The sequence below is a fragment of the Actinopolyspora lacussalsi genome (genome assembly GCA_030803735.1).
Classification (GTDB): domain Bacteria; phylum Actinomycetota; class Actinomycetes; order Mycobacteriales; family Pseudonocardiaceae; genus Actinopolyspora; species Actinopolyspora lacussalsi.
The window spans coordinates 2,878,140-2,900,114 of sequence record JAURUC010000001.1 but is presented as its reverse complement, the minus strand read 5'-3'; the positions used below and the strand labels follow the sequence as shown (position 1 = coordinate 2,900,114).

18 protein-coding genes are annotated in these 21,975 nt (G+C 67.4%); 12 read left to right on the top strand and 6 right to left on the bottom strand.

Annotated features, from left to right (window positions below; genetic code table 11):
- Window positions 1-253 precede the first annotated feature (253 nt).
- Window positions 254-1,042, top strand: coding sequence for a type I methionyl aminopeptidase (gene map, locus J2S53_RS12855; RefSeq protein WP_456242786.1), 789 nt, complete (start codon window positions 254-256; stop codon window positions 1,040-1,042).
- Window positions 1,043-1,314: 272 nt separating this feature from the next.
- Here map and J2S53_RS12850 read toward each other — a convergent pair whose 3' ends face one another.
- A complete protein-coding gene (locus J2S53_RS12850; protein ID WP_456241167.1) occupies window positions 1,315-1,956 on the bottom strand; it encodes a class I SAM-dependent methyltransferase in 642 nt (213 codons plus the stop codon).
- Window positions 1,957-2,531: 575 nt separating this feature from the next.
- Between J2S53_RS12850 and infA the strand changes: the two genes are divergently transcribed.
- From infA to J2S53_RS12810, 8 genes are all read left to right on the top strand, one after another.
- Entirely contained in the window at window positions 2,532-2,753 is a 222-nt protein-coding gene (gene infA, locus J2S53_RS12845) for a translation initiation factor IF-1 (protein WP_017976785.1), read from the top strand.
- A 53-nt stretch (window positions 2,754-2,806) separates the two neighbouring features.
- A complete protein-coding gene (gene rpmJ / locus J2S53_RS12840; protein WP_092626791.1) occupies window positions 2,807-2,920 on the top strand; it encodes a 50S ribosomal protein L36 in 114 nt (37 codons plus the stop codon).
- Between the two features lie 234 nt (window positions 2,921-3,154).
- Window positions 3,155-3,532, top strand: a complete 378-nt coding sequence (gene rpsM, locus J2S53_RS12835) for a 30S ribosomal protein S13 (RefSeq protein WP_092925828.1) — start codon at window positions 3,155-3,157, stop codon at window positions 3,530-3,532.
- Window positions 3,533-3,555: 23 nt separating this feature from the next.
- Window positions 3,556-3,960, top strand: a complete 405-nt coding sequence (gene rpsK, locus J2S53_RS12830; RefSeq protein WP_092626192.1) for a 30S ribosomal protein S11 — start codon at window positions 3,556-3,558, stop codon at window positions 3,958-3,960.
- A gap of 25 nt (window positions 3,961-3,985) precedes the next feature.
- Window positions 3,986-4,591, top strand: coding sequence for a 30S ribosomal protein S4 (gene rpsD, locus J2S53_RS12825; protein WP_092925826.1), 606 nt, complete (start codon window positions 3,986-3,988; stop codon window positions 4,589-4,591).
- A 151-nt stretch (window positions 4,592-4,742) separates the two neighbouring features.
- Entirely contained in the window at window positions 4,743-5,864 is a 1,122-nt protein-coding gene (locus tag J2S53_RS12820; RefSeq protein WP_092925824.1) for a DNA-directed RNA polymerase subunit alpha, read from the top strand.
- A gap of 51 nt (window positions 5,865-5,915) precedes the next feature.
- Window positions 5,916-6,473, top strand: a complete 558-nt coding sequence (gene rplQ / locus J2S53_RS12815; RefSeq protein WP_456241166.1) for a 50S ribosomal protein L17 — start codon at window positions 5,916-5,918, stop codon at window positions 6,471-6,473.
- Entirely contained in the window at window positions 6,470-7,372 is a 903-nt protein-coding gene (locus J2S53_RS12810) for a tRNA pseudouridine synthase A (RefSeq protein WP_456242785.1), read from the top strand. Before rplQ ends, J2S53_RS12810 begins: the two co-directional genes overlap by 4 nt.
- Window positions 7,373-7,460: 88 nt before the next feature.
- On the opposite strand, the gene J2S53_RS12805 is transcribed toward J2S53_RS12810, so the two are convergent.
- The 3 genes from J2S53_RS12805 to eccE all read right to left on the bottom strand — a co-directional run bounded on the left by J2S53_RS12805 (window position 7,461) and on the right by eccE (window position 10,546).
- Window positions 7,461-8,348: a hypothetical protein gene (locus J2S53_RS12805; RefSeq protein ID WP_456241165.1), complete on the bottom strand. Its 888-nt coding sequence runs from the start codon at window positions 8,346-8,348 to the stop codon at window positions 7,461-7,463.
- Window positions 8,349-8,501: 153 nt separating this feature from the next.
- Window positions 8,502-9,236 (bottom strand): hypothetical protein, encoded by a 735-nt coding sequence (locus tag J2S53_RS12800; protein ID WP_092976485.1) that lies wholly within the window; start codon window positions 9,234-9,236, stop codon window positions 8,502-8,504.
- A complete protein-coding gene (gene eccE / locus J2S53_RS12795; protein ID WP_456241164.1) occupies window positions 9,233-10,546 on the bottom strand; it encodes a type VII secretion protein EccE in 1,314 nt (437 codons plus the stop codon). Before eccE ends, J2S53_RS12800 begins: the two co-directional genes overlap by 4 nt.
- Before the next feature lie 181 nt (window positions 10,547-10,727).
- Between eccE and eccB the strand changes: the two genes are divergently transcribed.
- Window positions 10,728-12,308 (top strand): type VII secretion protein EccB, encoded by a 1,581-nt coding sequence (gene eccB / locus J2S53_RS12790; protein ID WP_456241163.1) that lies wholly within the window; start codon window positions 10,728-10,730, stop codon window positions 12,306-12,308.
- A 151-nt stretch (window positions 12,309-12,459) separates the two neighbouring features.
- Here eccB and mycP read toward each other — a convergent pair whose 3' ends face one another.
- Window positions 12,460-13,908, bottom strand: a complete 1,449-nt coding sequence (gene mycP, locus J2S53_RS12785) for a type VII secretion-associated serine protease mycosin (RefSeq protein ID WP_456241162.1) — start codon at window positions 13,906-13,908, stop codon at window positions 12,460-12,462.
- A gap of 46 nt (window positions 13,909-13,954) precedes the next feature.
- Complete coding sequence (eccD, locus tag J2S53_RS12780) at window positions 13,955-15,367, bottom strand: type VII secretion integral membrane protein EccD (RefSeq protein WP_456241161.1); 1,413 nt, start codon at window positions 15,365-15,367, stop codon at window positions 13,955-13,957.
- A 326-nt stretch (window positions 15,368-15,693) separates the two neighbouring features.
- On the opposite strand from eccD, the gene eccCa reads away from it, so the two are divergent.
- On the top strand, window positions 15,694-19,746 hold the full coding sequence (eccCa, locus tag J2S53_RS12775) for a type VII secretion protein EccCa (RefSeq protein WP_456241160.1): 4,053 nt from the start codon (window positions 15,694-15,696) through the stop codon (window positions 19,744-19,746).
- Window positions 19,747-19,928: 182 nt separating this feature from the next.
- Window positions 19,929-21,821 (top strand): type VII secretion-associated protein, encoded by a 1,893-nt coding sequence (locus J2S53_RS12770; RefSeq protein ID WP_456241159.1) that lies wholly within the window; start codon window positions 19,929-19,931, stop codon window positions 21,819-21,821.
- Window positions 21,822-21,975: the final 154 nt, after the last annotated feature.

Sequence of the window (21,975 nt, the reverse complement as noted above, 5' to 3'; positions counted from 1 at the left end):
CCGGGCCGCCGGTCCCGGGGAGATGATTTCGTGGCCGGACCTCGCGTGAACTCGTTCCGCGAACGGCGGTGTTCGGCGCGACGGTACTCGGACCGCGGGGGTCGGTGAGGTGTGGCGGAGCCGGGGAGGTCTCCGACGCTCCCGGACCGCCCGGCTCCCGCGGTCGCCGGGCCGCGGTGGGGAAGTGGCCCGGGATTCGTACCGGGGCGAGAAGCGTTCTTGTAAGGCCGTTGAGTTGACGAGAGGGGCAGCGGTGCTGCGTCGGGGTAAGGGCATCGAGCTCAAGAGCAGTGGTGAGATTCAGGCGATGCGCGCGGCGGGGCTCGTCGTCGCGCGCGCCCTCGCGGCGGTGACCGAGCAGGCGAAACCGGGGGTCAGCACCGCCGAACTCGACTCGGTCGCCGAGGGCGTCATCCGTGACGCGGGCGCGATTCCCTCCTTCAAGGGCTACCACGGTTTCCCGGGGTCGATCTGCGCCTCGATCAACGAGAAGATCGTGCACGGCATCCCCTCGACGACGGAGGTGCTCGCCGACGGCGACCTGATCTCGGTCGACTGCGGAGCGATTCTGGACGGGTGGCACGGTGACTCCGCCGTGACCATCCCGGTCGGTTCGGTTGGGGAACGTGAACTGGCGTTGTCGGCGGCCACCGAGCGGGCGATGTGGTCGGGTATCGACAAGGTCGCCGCCGGGAACAGGCTGACCGACATCTCGCACGCGGTGGAGTCCGCGGCCAAGTCGGCCGCCGCCTCGGACGGAATCGACTACGGGATCATCGCCGAGTACGGCGGGCACGGCATCGGGACCCGCATGCACATGGAGCCCTTCCTTCCCAACCTGGGCAAGCCGGGCAAGGGGCCCAAGCTCCGGGAGGGAATGGCACTGGCCGTCGAGCCGATGCTGACGCTCGGCCCGCCGGAAAGCGAGGAGCTCTCCGACGAGTGGACCGTGGTGACGTCCGACGGATCCCGGGCCGCTCACTGGGAGCACACCGTGGCCATCACCCCCGACGGTCCCTGGGTGCTCACCGCCGCTGAGTGAGGCGACCGTGCCCCCGGTTTTGGTGGGTGGTTCCGTGGCGGAACCTCTGGCACGGCTCTCGCTGCGGGTGCCCCGACATCGGGTAGGTACTATACAACGTCGGGGCCGTCCTCGCGGGAGCCGCACCGGAGAACCCGCGGCGGCGCCGACTGCGGTCATGGTCGGAGTTCGCCCTGCGTCGAAGGGGCGCGGCGATTTCGCGGGAAATCGACGAAGGCGGGGCCACACCGCAGCGGCTGCGCGGTGATTTCGCGGTCGCCTCGACCGACGGCTCACTCGATCGGGTGGCGGCAGGTGTAGTGCAGCATCGGCGGGACACTTCGCCACGTGATGTGCGTCAGCACCTCGCCGAAACCGGCCTCCAGACGAGCCCGGAAGCGGCGCCCCCCGGGGCTGTGGCGCATCGGCAGGTAGGTCATGGCGGTGAACACCCCGTCAGGTGCCAGGCTTCGGCGACACTGCCGAAGGACGTCGTGCTGCTCGTTCTCGTCGAGCAGGGACCAGGGAATGCTGGTCACGATCACATCCGCGCTGTCGATCCCGAGCTTGGGCAACGTCGATCGCAGTTCCCGTGCGTCCCCGTGCACCGTTTCCATCTCGGGGATCCGCCCGCGCAGGTGGCGCACCATGTGCTCGTCGAGTTCTATCCCCACGTGTCTGCCCGTGGCGGGCAGTCTTTTCCTGATCTCGACGCTGAGTGAGCCGGTCCCCGGGCCGAGTTCGACGACCACCGGTTCGCCGCGAGCCGGCACGACGCGTCCCACACTGTCCGCCACCGCGTTCGAGGTGGGGGTTGCCGCGCCGACCGTTCCCGGATGACGGATCGCCGCTGTGAAGAACCGTCGGTAATCAACGACAGGTGTCTTCCGCAGCCAATGCGTCGGTGAGAAACGGCCGTGGTGCTGGGTCGTCACCTTGTATCTCCTCGGTGTGCCTGACCGGGGTGGTTTCGCCGGACGACCTTCGATCATACCGACACTCTCCCCGGAAGCGCTTCCTCCGGAGCGGCTGCCCCCTCCCGGTCGCCCCGGACGTCCCCGAGGACACGGGGTCCGCCTGGTATCGATGGCGGTGCCACGCGTGGCTGTGGGACTCGTCTCCTTCGATGAGCGGCGAAGGAGCGACGAACAGTTATCACTGAGTGTGTTTTAAAGGGCCCGCGGAGTGGCTGTCGGCTCGATGTCCAGCCCCGATTTGGGTGGCATTCGCGCGTGCGCGTACAGTGGAGTACCGGCGCACTCGTGGCGCCGGTTCGTCATGCCGTTCTGTTCGCAGGGGGCGTGGTCCGCTGGGGCGGGCAGCAGCACGGTTTCCCGATCGCGGGACCGTGATTCCTGTGCATGTCCTCGGGGCCAGCTTGTCCGTGGGTGGTTGGGCTGCCGGACCGCGTCGGAGTGGGTCTGCCTTTGGTGCCGGCTCCGGCGTCAGCGGTAATAACGGTACGAGCTACCGAGAAGATGAACTGTCACCGTCACGAAACGCGGAGGACATGGGCAAAAAGGACGGGGCCATTGAGGTCGAGGGTCGGGTGATCGAGCCGCTCCCCAACGCGACCTTCCGTGTCGAGTTGGAGAACGGCCACAAGGTCCTCGCGCACATCAGTGGCAAGATGCGCCAGCACTACATCCGCATCCTGCCCGAGGACAAGGTCGTCGTGGAGCTGTCTCCCTACGACCTCTCCCGTGGGCGCATTGTCTACCGCTACAAGTGACCTCCACGGTGTCCGGGGTTACGGACACGCGTCGCGATCAGGAGAGCACGGCCGTGAAGGTCAAACCGAGTGTCAAGAAGATCTGCGATAACTGCCAGGTGATCCGTCGTCACGGACGGGTTCTTGTGATCTGCAACAACGGGCGTCACAAGCAGCGTCAGGGCTGACCGGCAGCGACGCGGTCGCTACCGAGACAAACGAACCAGGCGATACAAGGGACCTCCCTGTGACCTGCCGACTCGGGAGTTGGGTCGGTTCACCCCCGGAACCAGGCCGGGGCTTCGTGTGGGTACGGGTCCCGGACGGGTTTTCGGTTTCGAAACGACTCCGCCCGGGCGAGCCCCGTGCACGAGGACGGTCGGGGAGTAGACCTGGAATGAAGAGTGAGGAGCACCTGCCAGATGGCAAGGATTGCCGGCGTTGACCTCCCGCGCGAGAAGCGCATCGAGGTCGCGCTGACCTACATCTACGGCATCGGCCGCAGCAGCTCGCAGGAGATTCTGCGCAACGCGGATATTTCGATGGACACCCGCGCGAAGAATCTCGACGACGAGCAGCTCGCCAAGCTGCGTGAACACGTTGAGAACAACTACCGGGTCGAGGGTGACCTCCGTCGTGAGGTGCAGGCCGACATTCGCCGGAAGATCGAGATCGGCTCCTACGCCGGGATGCGGCACCGTCGCCACCTGCCGTTGAACGGGCAGCGGACCAAGACCAACGCCCGCACCCGCAAGGGGCCGAAGAAGACGGTCGCAGGCAAGAAGAAGGCCAGGAAGTAAGCCTCGCGAGGAGATAAGCAGTAATGCCACCGAAGGGTCGCGCCGGGACCGTCAAGAAGGTCCGGCGCAAGGAAAAAAAGAATGTAGCGCACGGACAGGCGCACATCAAAAGCACTTTCAACAACACGATCGTGTCGATCACCGACACCGTCGGTTCGGTGATCAGCTGGGCCTCCGCCGGTCACGTCGGCTTCAAGGGCTCCCGCAAGTCCACGCCGTTCGCCGCGCAGATGGCGGCCGAGAACGCCGCTCGCAAGGCTGCCGAGCACGGCATGAAGAAGGTCGACGTGTTCGTCAAGGGGCCGGGTTCCGGACGTGAGACGGCGATCCGTTCGCTGCAGGCCGCCGGCCTCGAAGTGGGAACCATCCAGGACGTGACCCCGCAGCCCCACAACGGCTGCCGCCCGCCGAAGCGTCGTCGGGTCTGAGAAGCGGGAGAGGAGTAGAAACGCAATGGCCCGTTACACCGGTCCCGCGACCCGTAAGTCCCGTCGGTTGAAGGTTGACCTCGTCGGCGGTGACCAGTCGTTCGAGCGTCGTCCGTACCCGCCGGGGCAGCACGGCCGTGGACGCATCAAGGAAACCGAGTACCTGCAGCAGCTGCAGGAGAAGCAGAAGGCCCGCTTCACGTACGGAGTGCTGGAACGTCAGTTCCGCTCCTACTACGAGGAGGCCAACCGCAGGCCCGGCAAGACCGGTGACAACCTGCTGCAGATGCTGGAGAGCCGGCTGGACAACGTGGTCTACCGTTCGGGGATCGCTCGTACCCGCAGGCAGGCCCGTCAGCTGGTCAACCACGGTCACTTCCTGGTCAACGGCAGGAAGGTCGACATTCCGAGCTACCAGGTCGCCAAGTTCGACATCATCGACGTCAAGCCGAAGTCGTTGAACACGACGCCGTTCATCATCGCCAAGGAAACCCTGGGCGAGCGGCCCTGCCCGGCCTGGCTGCAAGTGGTGCCCTCGTCGTTGCGCGTGCTGGTGCACCAGCTGCCGGAGCGTGCGCAGATCGATACACCGGTCACCGAGCAGCTCATCGTCGAGCTCTACTCGAAGTGATACCGGGCGGAGCGGCTACCGCATCGATGGCTGCTCCGCGGCCCGGTACGGGTGGGGACGCGACGCGTCCCCACCTCGCCCACTGTTCGCAGCGGGCACGCCATCCCTTCGGCGTAAAATGGCGGGCGCCGTGTGGAAAGGAAAAACGACAGTGCTCATCTCCCAGCGACCCTCACTGTCCGAGGAGCCTATTTCGGAGACGCGCTCCCGGTTCACCTTCGAGCCGCTGGAGCCCGGCTTCGGTTACACCCTCGGCAATTCGCTCCGCCGTGCCCTGCTGTCCTCGATCCCGGGTGCGGCCGTGACCAGCCTGCGTATCGACGGTGTGCTGCATGAATTCACCACGATTCCGGGGGTCAAGGAAGACGTTACGGACGTCATCCTGAATATCAAAGAACTCGTGGTCAGTTCCGAGGACGACGAGCCCGTCACCATGTATCTGCGCAAGCAGGGCCCCGGTGACGTCACCGCCGCCGACATCGTCCCACCGGCAGGTGTGACGGTACACAATCCCGATCTCCACATCGCGACCCTGAATTCCAAGGGCAAGCTGGAGATCGAGCTCGTGGTCGAGCGGGGTCGCGGCTACGTCCCGGCGGCACAGAACAAGGAGTCCGGTGCCGAGATCGGCCGGATTCCGGTGGACTCGATCTACTCGCCGGTGCGGAACGTTTCGTTCGACGTCACCGCGACTCGTGTCGAACAGCGCACGGACTTCAACCGACTCGTTCTCGATGTCGAGACCAAGCCGTCGATGACCGCGCGGGACGCGGTCGCCTCGGCAGGCCGCACCCTGGTCGAACTGTTCGGCCTGGCCCGTGAGCTCAACGTCGACGCAGAGGGCATCGAGATCGGTCCGTCGCCCGCCGAGGCGGACACCATCGCAGCGTACTCCATGCCGATCGAGGATCTCGATCTCACGGTACGCTCGTACAACTGCCTCAAGCGCGAGGGTATCCACACCGTCGGCGAGCTGGTCTCGCGCAGCGAGGCCGACCTGCTCGACATTCGCAACTTCGGTGCGAAGTCGATCGACGAGGTCAAGATGAAGCTGGTCGGTCTGGGTCTGACCCTCAAGGACAGCCCTCCGGGATTCGATCCCTCCGCCGCTGCCGCCGAGTACCCCTCGGAAGGCTGGTCGGAGGAGCCGAGCATCTCCCAGGGGATGTCCGCCGGCGGTTTCGACACCGGTCTCGACAGCGGTTACGAAACCGGCTTCGACAACGGTTATGACGACGACGGTCAGGACTACGCGGAGACTGAGCAGCTCTGACGGCTGCGCTTCGCGGACTGGTTTCCGGCCGCACCTTGAGAGGAGCAACCGATGCCCAGCCCAACGAAGGGTCCGCGTCTTGGCGGGTCGCCGTCGCATCAGCGGCTGATCCTGGCGAACCTGGCCACCGCGCTTTTCGAGCACGGGCGGATCACCACGACCGAGGCGAAGGCCAAGCGGGTCCAGCCGCTGGCGGAGCGTCTCATCACCAAGGCCACCAAGGGTGACCTGCACAATCGTCGCGAAGTGCTGAAGACGATCCGTGACAAGGACGTTGTTCACAAGCTCTTCGCGGAGATCGGACCGTTCTTCTCCGACCGCCCCGGTGGCTACACCAGGGTGGTCAAGACCATGCCCCGCAAGGGTGACAACGCTCCGATGGCCATCATCGAGCTGGTCAACGAGAAGACGGCCACTTCCGAGGCCGAAGCCGCCCGCGGCACCAAGTTCGCGAAGGACCAGCAGGCCACGGCGGAGCCCGCCCAGCAGGGCGAGGAGACCGCCGAGACCGACGAGTCCGCGGACGCCGACGTCGCGGAGTCCGCTTCCGACGCCTCCGACGCCGAGGGCACCAGCGACGAGGACGCCGAGAACAAGGACCGGTCCTGATTCCGTCGCGTGCCGAGGTCGCCGACGAACCCGCCGCTCCCGAACGGGAGGGCGGGTTCGTTCGCGTTCGCGTCGAACTCGCCTACGACGGCACCGATTTCTCCGGCTGGGCGCGCCAGCCCGGGTTGCGGACCGTGCAGGGACTGCTGGAGGACGCGCTGTGGAAGCAGCCGCCGGGCAGGGAGCTCGTGGGTTCGGTCGTAGTGGCCGGGCGAACCGACGCGGGCGTGCACGCCGACCGTCAGGTGGTCCACGTGGACGCGGTGCCGCTGGCTGCGGGGGATCGGCACCGGCTGGAGGTCGACGAGCACGGTGTGCCCGATCTGACGCGGCTGTGCGGTCGCTGGAACCGGATTCTGCCCGGTGACGTTCGGGTGCTGCGGGCCGAGGTCGCTCCTGCGGGCTTCGACGCGCGGTTCGCCGCGATGCGGCGGCACTACCGCTACCTGGTTTCGGACGCGCCGTGGGGAGTCGACCCGCTGCGGCGGCGCGACACCCTGGCCTGGAACAGGCCGCTGGACGTGCGGCGGCTGAAGCTGGCTTCGAACGACCTGGTGGGGCTGCACGATTTCGCGGCCTTCTGCAAGCAACGCGAGGGTGCGACCACCGTCCGGCAGCTGCAGTTGTTCGAGTGGGAGCGAGTCGACCGGCACCTGTTGGAGGCGACCCTCACCGCCGACGCCTTCTGCCACTCCATGGTTCGGAGTCTGGTGGGGTCGGTGCTGATGTCCGGTGATTCCCGACGCGGTACCGAGTGGCCGGCGGAGATGCTGCGTGAGGGGACCAAGACCAGCGCGGTGGCCCCGGCGCACGGCCTGGCGCTGACCGGGGTCGACTATCCGCCCGATGACCAGCTGGCCGAGCGGGTCAGAACCACCCGGGCGCGGCGTTCGCTGTGACCGTCGGTTTCGCCGGAAAACGCCGCCGCCCGGGCCGTGAGAGGCTTCCCTCTCCGCACAGCGCGGCGATTTCGCGAGAAATCGACGCTCACGCCCTTGCCAACGCCGCCCCGACCCGCCGCACGAGTTCGTTCGGCGTCTCGAACAGCTCCCGTGCGGTGACCACGAGCACCTGCCAGCCGCACTCCGCTATGCGTTGCCTGCGCATCCGGTCGCGGCGGTACTGTTCCGCGTCCGCGTGCCAGACCCCTTCGTACTCCAAGGCGACCCTGGCGTCCTCGTATGCGAGATCCACTCGCGCCACGAACCTTCCCCGGTGCAGGATGTTCAGTTGCGGGGTCGGTGGCAGGCCCCGCTGCACCAGGAGTACGCGCAGCATCGACTCCGGAAGCGACTCCGCTCTGCGATCCAGCAGTTCGAAAGCGGCTCGGGCCTGGCGAATCCCGTAGTGGTTTCGCTCGCCGAGGAAGCGGCGGAGCTGGTTTTCCCCGATCATTCCCTCGTGCAACATCCGGTCGCAGTTGGCCACAGCCCACCTGAGCGGATAGCGGGCGAGCATCTCGAAGGAACTCCGGCAGGGGGAGGCAAGCCTGATTCCGCTCCAGGCGGAGTACTCATCGGTCGAGACGCTCCGCGCCCAACACTTCAACCCCGCTCTTCGGTTCACGTACTTGTCGTTGACGAGTACTTCGACCGCGTCGTTGTGGTCAGCGAGCCGTGCCCCGTGCAGCGTGGCGGCCGACCTTCCGGTGATCACCGCGTCGGAGGGCAGGAGCCGTGCCGCTGCCTGGCACCTCAGTTCGTGGCTCAGCGGAACATCGGCCGGGGTGTAGAGACCGTGGAGTACCCGGCGGTACGCCCCGGACTCCCGTAGCACGCGGTCCGTTATTCCGGCTTCCAGTGCTTCGGCGCGGGTGAAAAGTACCGACCCCCGGGGTGCCGGTTCCGGGTGCGTTGTCGATGCGATGTCTGCCATACCCGCCAGTATCGAAGCGACGAATCTCACTCGGCCCGGCGTTTCCCGCGGGATGTGGACAGCTGGGTGCGGTGTGGACACACTCGCCGCGATTTCGCGAGAAATCGACACTCCCGGAGCGTCAATTTCTCGCGAAATCGCCGGGAGGTGAGGTCAGTCGCCGCGCCGAATGGGTCCCAGGAGCTCCCGTTCCGCGTGGTTGGTCACGAGCCGGATCGGGCTCCACAGCATGTTGCCCAGGGCGATGATCCCGTCGTCCTGCAGCGCGGTCAGCTGCTGCACCTGTGGCGGGTGCAGGTGCCAGATCCGCCCCGCCAGCTGGGCCTGGTTCATCGGGATTCGCTGTAGCAGCACCAGATCGGCCGTGTTCGCGGCGGTACCGTTGCCCACCTGCGGGTGTAGGTACGGCAACACGTACATGGTGGTCTGCCACGCCGAACGGGGCGGGAACAGTTCCTGGGGCACGGCTCCGCCGTCGTGGATCACCAGCAGCGGGGCGTCCTCGCTGGAACGCGGCAGGTCGAACGGGGTGAGCCGTCGGATCTGCACCAGCGGGACCGGGGTGCCGTCGGGGGTGTGCCCCGCGGCGGTCGCCAGGTTCTCCCAGGAGTCCGGCCGCCCGGTAGCGATGATCACCCAAGCGCCGGTGGCCATGGCGCGCAGCGCGATCTGTCGAGCCAGGTAGAGCCCGCCCACCGTGACCATCCTGGTGGGCTGCGGACGAAGGATCGAGGTGGAGATGGGTTCGCCGTGCGGCCCGGATCCGATGATCATCCCGCCGCGGTCACCGGAAGGGCTGACCGTGTCCAGCGTTTCCGGGGGAACCAGGAACTCCGGAACCCTGTCGCGCAGATCGTCGGGTGTGTCGATGGTCCTGCTGCGGCTCATATCGAGCCTCCCAACGGGAGAGTCGCGTTGAATCCGGCCAGCTGCACGCCGCCCAGCGGGGTCAGCGTGACCCCGAGTCGATTGCTGATACCGCGCAACTGCTCGTCCGCGGTGTCCAGCTCGTCGGGAGTCCGGGCGCTGACCCTGACCAGGCTGCGCAGCCCGACCTCACTGTTCTCACCGGTGGGGGATATGGACATCGCCACCGTGGAGGACAACGCACGAACCCCGGTGAGCGCGTTCAGGTTGTTGCTCATCTGCGAGGGCCAGCCGGTGATCGCGTAGCTGGAGTGGCCCACTCCGCCCGCCGTGACCCCGTCCCAGCGTTCCTTGAGTCCGACCGAGCGCTGCGATCCCAGCACCGACTGCAGTTCGGCCGAGGCGATCCCCGCCTGCAGCAGTTCGTCCGGATCCAGCGGCCGGGTCGGTACCGACTCCCGCTCCAGGGCGCTGCGCACTCGGGACAGCGCACCGATCAGCGCGCGGTGCGCACCCACTATGCCGCCGCCCCGTTCGCCCACGGCCTTGGCGCACCGTTTCGGGTCCAACCGCACCGTCACCCACGTGGTACGACGAGCCGCCGCCGGTAACGGGCCCAGCACCTCCATGTACGAGTTCAGCGCGGGCGATTTGGAGGGCAGCGCGGCACTGCCGGGGTAGCAGTGCCAGATCACCTGGATCGCGTCGAGGACCACGCCGCGGTCCTCCAGGCAGTGGGTCAGCGAGCCGAGCGGGAGGTTCGGTGCCTTGCCGATCTCGGTGACCAACGACGGTGTGGGTTCCACCATGAGCACAGCGGTCCACTTGCCGTCGTTGAACGCCATCCCGACGTGGTTGCGGTCGTGGTCCTGGCCGTGTGCCACGACCAGGTCGGGAACGACCAGCCGCAGTAGTGAGACCCGATGGTTCTCCTCCGGGCCGATCACGCCGTCGCCGTTCTCGTCCCCACCGTCCGTCAGACCCGGCGTGACTGGTGTGACCACGCTGGTGTGGTTGCGGAACTTGTAGCCCAGCACCAGCCCGAACATCTGGGTGAACCACCGGCCGCGCCTGCGCAGCAGCGCGATGATCACGGCGAACCCCGCCACTCCGGCCGCCACCGGCCACAGTGTCCGATCGATGCCTACGACGATCAGACCGGCCGCGATACCGATCTCCATGACGACGAGGTTGGATACCGGCAGCGCCCCCAGACTGGCACCACTGGTCCGCCGCCTTGCCTGGATTCGTGCCCGCGTCGCGTTGGTGGGCCCGGTGCCGGACGATCCCGATGCTTTCGGTGGGGCCGAATGCTGTGTGGTCACGGACATCCGTTGGGTCTCTCCCCCTCGCAGTTAGATGCGTCTGCCCACTGTGGGTGCGGGCGAGTGTAGGTATCGGTAACCGATCGAAGAGAATACTGCGGTGAGTCGGTCGAACCGGACCCACGCGGCAACCTTTCCCGGCTACCCTGCTGAACGGTACCTCGCACGGGAGAGCTTTAGGCGAAGAATGGCATCAACACCCACCACCAAATCACAAGTCCAGGCGTACAGGTTCGTCATACGCCGTATGGAATCGGCACTCGCCCGCCGGGACGCGGTGATGCTGCACGATCCGCTCGGTTCGCACAAACGCGCCACCATCGCGGGTGCGATCATCGCCTGTATCGGGATGATCGGATTCCTGGTGTGGGGATTGTTCGGCGGCCAGGGCACCGTCCCGAAACCGGGCTCGGTGGTCATAGCGAAAGGCAGCGGCAGTGTCTACGTCGTCACTTCCGACGATCAGGCCGACAAGCGCCTGATTCCGATGCTCAACATGGCCTCGGCGAAGTTGCTCGTCATGGCCAAGGGCAACGGTCAGGGGCAGGCGATCGAGCCGACCAAGGTCGACCAGGCAGCCCTGGCGGAATTACCCCGCGGACCGAAGACGGGAATGCCCAACGCACCGGACTTCCTGCCCGAGCCGGGGCAGGCGGCCACTCCGGCATGGGCGATCTGTGACGTGGCCGAGCTGAACAAGGCGTTGGACACCGAGGACATGCTCGGCACCGCCGAGGTGGAGACCACCGTGCTGGGCGGGGTTACCGGCCGTGGTCGGGAAATCGGGCGTGACGAGGCGCTCTACGTGCGTGATTCCTCCTCGCGGCAGACGTATCTGGTCTATCGCGTGCGCTCCGACAACAGCACCGGAGCCAGGGTGGTCAAAGCCGCTCTGCCTGCCGAGGAACTCGCGGTGACGGAGATGTTCGGTCTCGGCGACGCGGTTCCGCGCATCGTCAGCACCAACATGCTCAACGCGATCCCCGAGGTGGACTCGCTCGCGGTGCCGGAACTGTCGGAAACCACTCCGGAGTACGACAGTGGCGGTTACGGGGTGGGTGACGTTCTCGAGCGCAGTGTGCCGGGGGAGTCCCCGCAGTTCTTCGTGCTGCGACAGAGCGGCAAGCAGCACATCACTCGCGGTGCGGCCGCGGTGCTGCACGCTTCCAGGTACAGCTCCAAGGAGATTCCCAACGCCACGGGAATGCTCACCGACATCGGTAGTGCCGACGCGGCCGACGAGCTCGACGTGGACCACTTCCCGGTGGGGGTTCCACAGCCGCTCTCGTTCGCGGACGCCAATCGTTCCTGCCTGAGCTGGTCCGACGCGTCCGGGGAGCAGCGGGTCACGGTCACCGTCGGGTCGGGTACGCCCGCCCCCAAGGCGCCGGTGAAACTCGCCCAGTTCGACGGCACGGGGCCGCGCGTGGACTACTTCTACATGCCGCCGGGCAAGGCGGCCGTGGTGCGCGGGAGCACCGGCCCCGACACCGCCGAGGGCGGTCCCCTCTACCTGGTCTCCAACCGAGGGGTCACTTACGGGATCAAGGACGTCGCCACCGCCAAGGGGCTGGGCGTGGTCAACGGCACGGGGGACATCGGAGCGGCCCCCGCCTCGATCCTGGGGACGTTGCCCTCCGGTGACTTCCTGGATCCGGCGCAGGCCAGCTTCGTATACGACTCCATCCCCGTCGAATCGGACGCCGGTGTCAACCGGGCGCCGGAGGAGGAACAGCAGCAGGCCGACACCGGAGCCGCCGCCGACTAGCTCCACGGGCGGCCACCGCCACGGGTGGTCCTCCCGTCGGGTAGTAACGCGGCCCGGAACCGAGCCGGTTCCGGGCCGCGAGTTCGTTCGTAACCCTCGTCGGGCGGTTCCGCCGAGCGAGTGATCCGCCGAACCGCCCGGAAAACCTCGATCAGGAGGTTTCCGACCCCACCGGTGATTCGCCCCGGTTCCGTGCCCGAACCCGCCTTACCGCGTTGAGCAGGAACGCCGTGAACAGCACTGTGGCCAGACCGCCGATGGTTCCTCCCATCGCCACCGCGATGGCGGCCCAGTTCCGCTCCGGGAACACGTGCGCTTCCAGGCGTCGGGGCTCGACCGGGGCAGCAGCCGCGTCGTGCTCGGCGGGGATGACGTTGTTGAGCGCGGCCATCGGGTTGATCATCCCGTAGCCGATGATGTCGTTACCGCCCTCGCTGCCACCGTGGTGCTGCGCGGTTTCGGTGATCCGGTGCATCACCTGGGCCGCGGAGAGTTCCGGGTTCTTCTCCTTGATCAGCGCGGCCAGCCCCGAAACGTAGGGAGCGGCGAAACTCGTGCCCTGCAACGGCTGCGGTTGGCTGTTGGAGTCGCGGGCTACGCGGTTCACCAGCCCGTCGCCATCGATCCCCGGGTCGAGTGAGATCAGGTCCTCGCCGGGTGCGGCGACGTCCACCCACGGTCCGGGAATGGTGAACTCGGACGGTGCGCCCTGCCGGTTCACCGAAGCCACGGTCAGCACGTAATCGTCGAACCAGGCGGGCAGCACAGCGGTGCTCGGATCGCCGGGCTCGTTCTTCTCGCACTTGCCGCCGACGTTGCCCGCCGCGGCGACCACTACGACGTCCTGTTCGTAGGCTTGTCTGACGGCCGCGCGCAGTTCCCAGTTCGGCTTGTTGGGCGACAGGGCGCGGGAGAGCGTCTGACAGGAGGCCTGCGAGATGTTGATCACGTCGGAGCCCTGTGCCACGGCACTGGCGACGGCTTGGGCCATGGTCGACGTGTTGCCGACGGTCTCGCCGGACTGTTCCTTCTGGTAGATCGAGGACGACTGCCGGATGGACAGGATGTCGCTCTCCGGCGCGACGCCGACGAAGCCCGTCTCCTCCGAGTCGCTCGCGGCGATGATGCCCGCCACCACCGTGCCGTGCCCGTCGCAGTCCTGCAGCGCACCGCCGGTTATCTTGGAACCGCCGGCTCGGAGTCGTTGCCCGATCCTGGGGTGTTCGTTCACGCCGGTGTCGACCACGGCGACCGTTTGTCCCGCCCCGGTGAGTCCCTGCTCGTGGGCACGGCCGAAACCGAGCACCCGTTGGCTCCAGGGCTGCCTTCTGATCCGTGATCCGCTCTCGTTCGCGGCCAGGCATGCCTGCTGCCGGCTGAAGCCGTCGTCCGGTGAGAGTCTGCCTGAGGACACCGTCACATTCGTGTCCTCCGGGACCGGGGGCAGCCGCAGCTCCTGCTCGCTCTCGGTTCCGGTCTCGTCCTCGTCCTGGGCGGTGGCCGGTTGTACCGGTCCGCACACCAGGAGAGTGGCGGTCGCGGCCGAGATCGCCAGCGCACGCCGGAGGTTGCCACGGTGCACAGTTGTGGTTGAACGCATCACGCTTCCTTCGCGGCGGCTGTTCGGCGAATCGACGGAAGCTCCATCAGAACAGGCTGATGTTGAGATCGCGGATCGTCATGTACACGTCCATGACCCCCAGCGCCAGCGGAAGCACCAGTGCGATCAGCACCGCCTCGATGATGTCGACACTGCGGCGCTGCACCGGTGAGAACCGCCGGTTGGGGAAGACGACGCCGAACACGATCGCGGCCACGCCTAGCAGCAGCAACGGCCAGAACAACCAGGTGAGCTTCTGCTGCGAGGTGGTCACCGTGGGAAGCACCAACCAGATGGTCATGCCCAGCGCGGCGATCAGCCCGCTGAGCAGCAACGCGATCGCCTGGCTGCCGTTGGCGTAGTTGCGCCCACGCAGCATCAGCACTGCCGAGACCACCCCGGCCAGCAGCGGGCCCCAGATGTTCGGTGCGGCGGCGGCGATCATCGCTCCGAGCGCGGCCGTACCGCCACATCCCACGATCAGGCCGGTCATGTACTTGTGCGCGAGACCGGACTGCCGCTGGATCTGGTGGTAGTCCGGGAAGCCGCCGTCCTCCTTGAGGTCCTCGGCGTTGCCGGGAACGTGCGGCAGCGGCAGCTTGGCCAGCTGGATCGTGATTCGGGGGAGCATGGAGATCCCCGCGAGCCCCACCGCGGCGGCGCCGGAGGCGACTCCGGCGGCGGTCGCGGCGGGAACCAGGGTGGCGACGAGGAATCCGATCACGGCGAACAGCGAGATCGTCGCGGCGGCGATGAAGTGGATGATTCCCGCCCCGATCACCATGAGCGACACCGAGGCGAATATGAGCACCAGCGCGCTGGCGAGCAGCAGTTTCGGTCGCATGTCCTGGCCGGGAACGATGCTGAGTCCCGCCACGAAGGCCATCGGCAGTCCTCCCGCGGCGGCCAGCACCGTCCCGGTGGTCGCTGCTCCGTAGGCGCGGGCGACTATCGCGCCTATGCCGGTGGCGAAGATCGCGACCGCGAGTCCCACCACGGCGGCGATGATGTGGAAGATGATCCCCTGCGGCACGGCGGCCATTCCCAGGGCCACGGCCGAGGCGATCATCGCCAGCGCGCCCGCCGCGTGGCCGGTTCTGGCGGCTGTCTCCTTGGTCCAGGGGCGGTAACTTCCCGGCTCCGCCTCGGCGAGCGCGTCCACCACGTCGTCGTACAGCGGCGGTGGTGGATCGTCCGACTTGCGTCGCAGCTGGAGCATGTCGCCGTCCACGATGCCGAGTGCCGCGAGAGTCTGGCTGGTGTCCAGCGGTGCGTCACCCAGCTTCGCCAGGCACCAGCCGCCGTGACGTGCTCCGCCGTCCGGGGTGGCCTCGTGCGCCATGTCCAGCAACATCGGCAGCAGGTCCGCCACCGAGACGTCCGCGGGTAACGCGAGGTCTATGCGCGTCTTCGGCGCGACCACCGTCACGCGGCTGAATACCGTGGTCCCGGTCGCCACTTGGGCCCCCTAATCCCTCGTCCTTCGATGTCGATCCGTGTGTGTGCTCTACGCGCTCGGTTCGATCCAACCAAGCGGGGTGGAATTCCGCGAAATCACCCCACTCGGACGCGTGGTCCTCTTAGTATGGCCGTACGAACCGGTGCGCGGGTTCGGTTTGCCAGAACTGTTCCGCGCCGGTTCCGTTAGGATCACCGTGAGCGGGCTGTCCTGTGGCTACGCCGTCGTTTCCGCCCCCGCGGCGGGGCGCGGCACGGCCGGTTACAGAATGCTGCTTGCGCAGTTGACGACAGATCGCCGACAACATGGAAGGGTGCTGCTGTCCGGTGAGCACGCTGCAGTTCAAGCGACCGCCACGCATGGCCGCTCCAAAGCCGCCGGGTGGCGAGGTTCATCTCGAGTCCCCTCCCGAGATTCCGCGAGCGGTCCCCGGGAACATCGTGCAGAAGCTCCTTCCGGCCGTCATGATCGTGGCATCTCTCGGAATGATGGTCTTCATGCTTCAGCGGGCCAGCAGCAACCCGATGATGATGATGATGCCGATGATGATGCTGGTTTCCACTGTGGGCATGATGGCCGGTGGTAATCAGGGCGGTGGTCAGAGCAAGGCGGAGATGAACGAGGACCGCAAGGACTACCTGCGGTATCTCGGACAGATGCGGGAACGGGCCAGGCAGGCCGCGGACGAGCAGCGGCTGGCTCGCACCTGGGTTCATCCCGAACCGTCGACGTTGTGGTCGATCGCCACCAGCCGTCGGATGTGGGAACGCCGCGCGGGCGACAGCGATTTCTGCCAGCTCCGGGTCGGCCTGGGGTCGCAACGGCTGGAGACCCGACTCGTGCCGCCGCAGACCGGTCCCGTCGACGAGCTGGAGCCGATAACCACCCTGGCGTTGCGTCGGTTCGTCCGTGCTCACTCGCTGGTGTCGGAACTGCCGGTGGCCACCTCGCTGCGCGGTTTCGCGGCCATCGGGCTGCAGGGGGAGCGCGAGACCACGCGCGCGTTGACCCGGGCGCTGCTGGCGCAGTTGGCGACTTTCCACACCCCGGACGACGTGGTCATCGCCGTCGCCAGCGGTGGGCGTTCCAGGGTCGAGTGGGACTGGGTCAAATGGTTGCCGCACTCGCAGCACCCCGAGCTCACGGACGGGATCGGCCAGCAGCGGTTGATGGCCGGGTCGTTACGTGCCATCGAGGAGATGCTCGCCGACCAGCTGGACGGCAGACCCCGGTTCAACCGCAACAACGCACCGCCGGACGGTCCGCACGTGGTGATCGTGCTCGACGACGCCGAGATCAGCCGTGAGGAGCAGATTCTGCTCGAGGGCGGCATGACCGGGGTCACACTGATCGATCTGTCCGATGTGCTCGGTGCGCTGACGACCAAGCGGGGGATGCGCATGGTCGTCGAACCCGAGCGCGTCGGTGCTCGTAGCGGCAACAACGTCGAGTGGTTCGGTGTGCCGGACGCCATGACCAAGGAGGAGGCCACCGCGCTGGCGCGGCAGCTCTCCCCCTACCGCATGATGTCGGCCCGAACCGGTCAGGCCGAGACCGAGAGCAGCGGTCAGGAGCCGCTCACCACCCCGCTCAACTACATCGAACAGCTCGGGCTCAGCGGCGACCCGATCTCGTTCGACCTCAACGAGGCGTGGCGGCCCCGTCCCATACCGGAGCGCTACAAGGTCGCCATCGGACCGGGTGAGGACGGTCAGGTCGTTTCGCTGGACATCAAGGAGACCGCGTCCGGCGGTATGGGCCCGCACGGGCTGTGCATCGGCGCCACCGGTTCCGGTAAGTCGGAGTTCCTGCGCACCATCGTGCTCGGCCTGATGGCCACGCACTCCTCGACCGCCTTGAACTTCGTGCTGGTCGACTTCAAGGGTGGTGCGACGTTCAACGGGTTCGAGGCTGCTCCGCACGTCTCGGCGACCATCACCAACCTCGCCGACGACCTCACCCAGGTCGACAGGATGCAGGACGCGCTGGCCGGTGAGCTCAACAGGCGCCAGGAGGAACTGAACAAGGCGAAGGTCAAGAACGTCTGGGACTACGAGGAGGCCCGCCAGGCCGGGGCGGACCTGGCGCCGATGCCCGCCCTGTTCGTGGTCATCGACGAGTTCTCCGAGCTGCTGTCCACCAAGCCCGAGTTCGCCGAGCTGTTCAACATGATCGGACGGCTGGGACGTTCGCTGCAGGTGCACCTGCTGCTGGCCTCGCAGCGCCTGGAGGAGGGCAAGCTGCGGGGGCTGGACTCGCACCTGTCCTACCGGATCGGGCTCAAGACCTTCAACCAGGCCGAGTCGCGTGCCGCGATCGGCGTTCCCGACGCCGGTGACCTGCCCGCCACCGGTGGTCACGGTTACCTGAAGCATCCGGGCGGCATGGAGCGGTTCCGCGCGGCCTACGTCTCCGGTCACATGCACCAGGGCGGGGGCAAGCGCCGTACGGTCGCTGCTTCGCCGGTCACGGGCGAGAAGCGCCCCCGGTTCTTCGTGCCGGACTACATCGAGCCGCCCGCGGAGCCGGATCAGCCCGCGCAGCCGGAACCGGAGCCCGAGTCGGACCAGTCGGGCATCGTCGACAACGACGGCGACGGTCTGCCGGACAGCGACTTCCAGCTCGTGATCAACAAGGTGCAGGGGCAGGGTCCACCCGCGCACCAGGTCTGGCTTCCCCCGCTGGACGCTCCGCCCACACTGGACTCGGTGCTGCCGCCGCTCTCGGCGACCGAGGAGCGGGGGTACACCCCGGTCGGCAACGCCGGAAACGGGAAGCTGCAGGTTCCGGTCGGCATCATCGACATGCCCTACCAGCAGCGCCAGGACCACATGGTGGTCGACCTCGGCGGCGCCAACGGGCACGGTGCCGTGGTCGGCGGGCCGCAGTCGGGCAAGTCCAACCTGATGCGGACCCTGATCTGCTCGATGGCGCTGACCCACACCCCGCGGGAAGTACAGTTCTACTGCGTCGACCTGGGCGGCGGTTCGATGGCCGCGCTGCAGAGCCTGCCGCACATCGGTGGTTTCGGCGGTCGTCGTGACCAGGACGTGGTGCGCAGGACCATCGCCGAGATCAAGCAGCTGGTCGCCGAGCGTGAGGCGCGGTTCCAGCAACTCGGCGTGGACTCGATGGCCGACTTCCGCAAGCGCAAGGCGGCGGGCAGCATAACCGACGACCCCTACGGTGACGTGTTCCTGGTCATCGACGGTTGGGGCGCGTTCCGCAACGACTTCGAGACGTTGGAGCAGGACGTGCTCGACCTGGCCGCGCAGGGGTTGACCTTCGGGGTGCACGTGTTCGTCTCGGCCAACCGCTGGGCCGAGATCCGCCCCGCGCTCAAGGACCTGATCGGTACCCGCTTCGAACTCAGGCTGGGGGACCCCAGCGAGTCCGAAGTGGATCGAAAGGTGGCGGTCAACGTCCCCTCCGGAAGGCCGGGGCGCGGACTGCACCCGAGCAAACTGCACTTCCTCACCGCCATTCCCAGGGTCGACAGCGAAAACCTCGGTGACCGGGTCGGCTGGGAGGCGTACAACCAGGACCTCTCCGACGGTGTCGCGGACCTGGTCACCAAGGTGCGCAATTCCTGGCAGGGCAGGCCGGCACCGAAGGTGCGGTTGCTGCCCGACGTGCTCCCGCACGAACAGCTGCCGACACCCGAACAGCAGCCCAAACAGCGGTTGGTGCCGATCGGCATCAACGAGGACGGGCTGCACCCGGTCTACCTGGACTTCGACGCGGAGCCGCACTTCTACGCCTTCGCCGAACGGGAAGCGGGCAAGACGGCACTGCTGCGCACCATCGTGCGCGGTATCACCAACCGCTACAGCCCCAAGGAAGCGCTGATCCTGCTGGTGGACTACCGGCGAACCATGCTCGGTTTCCTGGACACGGGGCACCTGATGGAGTACGCCGTCTCCGCCGACCAGCTCAAGGGCAACATCAACGACGTCTGCAACGCGCTGAAGAAGCGGTTGCCGGGGCCGGACGTCACCCAGGAACAGCTCAAGAACCGCTCCTGGTGGTCCGGTCCGGAGCTGTTCGTGGTGGCCGACGACTACGACCTGGTGGCCCCGCAGGGCAACAACCCGATGCAGCAGCTCGCCGAGTTCGTCCCGCAGGCCAGCGACGTCGGCCTGCACGTGGTGCTGGCGCGCAACTCCGGTGGTGCCAGCAGGGCGTTGTTCGAGCCGATCATCGGCAAGATGCGCGAGTCCTCGGCGCCGGGGTTGGCCATGAGCGCCAACAAGGACGACGGCCAGCTCATCGGCAACATCAAGTCGCGGCAGTTGCCGCCGGGCAGGGGAACTCTGGTCAGCCGGAGTCTCAAGGGTGGTCCGCAGTTGATCCAGACCGCCTACATCCAGCCGGAGTAGAACGCCTTCCGGACACCTCGGGGCGGCTCGGTTCTCGGACGCGGGCCACCCCGAGGACAGGGGGATCGGCTGGCCGTGAACACCGTCGGGAACGAGCGGAGAACTTCAACGGAGTAGCTGATCGTGACCGGTGGTCGACCGGCGCCGGTGTTGGACAACCGGCGGCACCGAAGGAGTTGTGCTTGACCCTGCACGTCGCGGTGGACTTCGGTACCTCCAGTACCTGCACCGTCGCCTCGCTCGACGGGGCCGAACCACACGTGGTGGTCATCGACGGTCATCCGTTGCTTTCCTCGGCGCTGTTCGCCTCGGCCGACGGCACGCTGTTCGTCGGTCAGGAGGCGGAGCGGCAGGCCGCCGTCGATCCGGCCCGCTTCGAGCCGCACCCCAAACGCCGCATCGACGAGGTCGAGCTGTTGCTGGGCGGGACCGTGCTCGCCGTGGGCGACGCCATCCGCGCGGTGCTGGCCCGGGCGGTCGACGAGGCCCGGCGATACGCGGGCGGAGCGGCCGTCGATCTGCTGGTGCTGACCCACCCCGCCGACTGGGGGACGGTGCGTACCGGCAGGCTGCGCCACGCGGCGGCCGGGCTGGCCACCGAAGTCGTGCTGCTGCCGGAGCCGGTCGGAGCGGCGGTGTTCCACGCGGCGGGCCACGGGTTGCCCGACGGCGCCGCGTTGGCCGTGCTCGACCTCGGCGGTGGGACGGTGGACGCGAGTCTGGTGCGCCGGACCGACGAGTCCTTCCGGGTGCTGGCGACCCGTGGCAAGCCCGATTTCGGTGGGGCGGACATCGATCAGGCACTGCTGGAACATGTCGGAAGTACGGTCGAGCCGGTCGATCCGGCGGGATGGCGACAGCTCGTCGAGGGCCGCGAGATAGCCGACAGGCGTCGCAGACGGGTGCTCCGGCAGGACGTGCGCGGCGCGAAGGAAACGCTGTCCCGGCACAGCTACACCGATGTCCCGCTGCCACCGCCGTTCTCGGACACCCTCGTCACCAGATCCGACCTGGAATCGCTGATCGTGACCTCGTTGAGCGGCGTCGCCGATCTCCTCCCCGGTGTGCTGGCCGACGGAGGGGTGACCGAGCGGGAACTCGCCGCCGTCTTCCTCGTCGGCGGTTCCAGCAGGGTGCCGATGGTCGCGCGGTTGATCCACGAGCGAACCGGGATCGTGCCGACCACGCTGGATCAACCCGAGACCGTGGTGGCACGCGGCGCGCTGCGTGGCGTGCGGGAGGACCCGACTCGTGAGGTCACGCGTGCGCTGCGCGTGCCGCCCGGCTCCGGGCAGTTGACGAGCGGTTCGCCTGTCGGGGGTGGCGCACCGGCCCCGCCACCGCACTCCGGCGGCCCGCCCGTCCCCGGGCACCATCCCCCCGGTTCCGCGCCGGGAGTTTGGCCGAGCGGAACCACGACACCGGTTTCCGGCGTGACCGCCTCCGGAGCGACCGACCACGGCGGCACCGGTTTTCCGGGTGCACCCGGTTTTTCCAGTGCCCCCGACGGGAAGGCGTCGTCCCGGAACGCCGAACCGGCACGACGTGGGGGCTCCCGGCGGAAGTGGTTTTTCGCGGTCACGGCGGTGCTCCTGGTGCTGGGGGTGGTGGCCACGCTGGCGATCACGCTGTTCCTGCCCGCGGCGCGCGGTGGTCATGTGGCTCGTTACGGCTATGAGTTCGAGTACCCGGCGGGTTGGGGGCAGGGCGGTGGCGATCCCGAGCTGTGGGAGACGCGCATCCGGCCGCCCGACTCCGGTGGGGACGAGGTGATCTCGGTGCGCGCGGGTAGACCGGGCTACGACGTTTCGGCGAACCGTCGGCGATCCGTGCGCGAGTTGCGGGAGAAGTTCGACGGTTCCGACAGTGAACTGTCCGATTTCGAGTCGGACACCCGGTTCGCGGGTGAACGGGTGGTTCACTATCGCGAACGATTGTCCGGTTCCGTTGTGGACTGGTACGTGCTGCACCGTTCGAAAACCAGGATCAGCATCGGCTGTCAGTACGACCCCGCCGGGGAACGGCGCGTGACGGCCGGTTGTGAGCGGGTCGTGCGCAGCATCTCGGTGCGCTGATCCCGCTCCTTCGAGCCTCGTTCTCCGGTGTGGCCTCCGGAACGGGGTCGTGTGGAGCGGTGCTTCCGGCGCGTTCGGGAACCGGCCCGTTTACATGAGCAACGTGATCCGCGGAAAACCACGACACCGGTGGAACCGTTCTGGCAATGTCTGC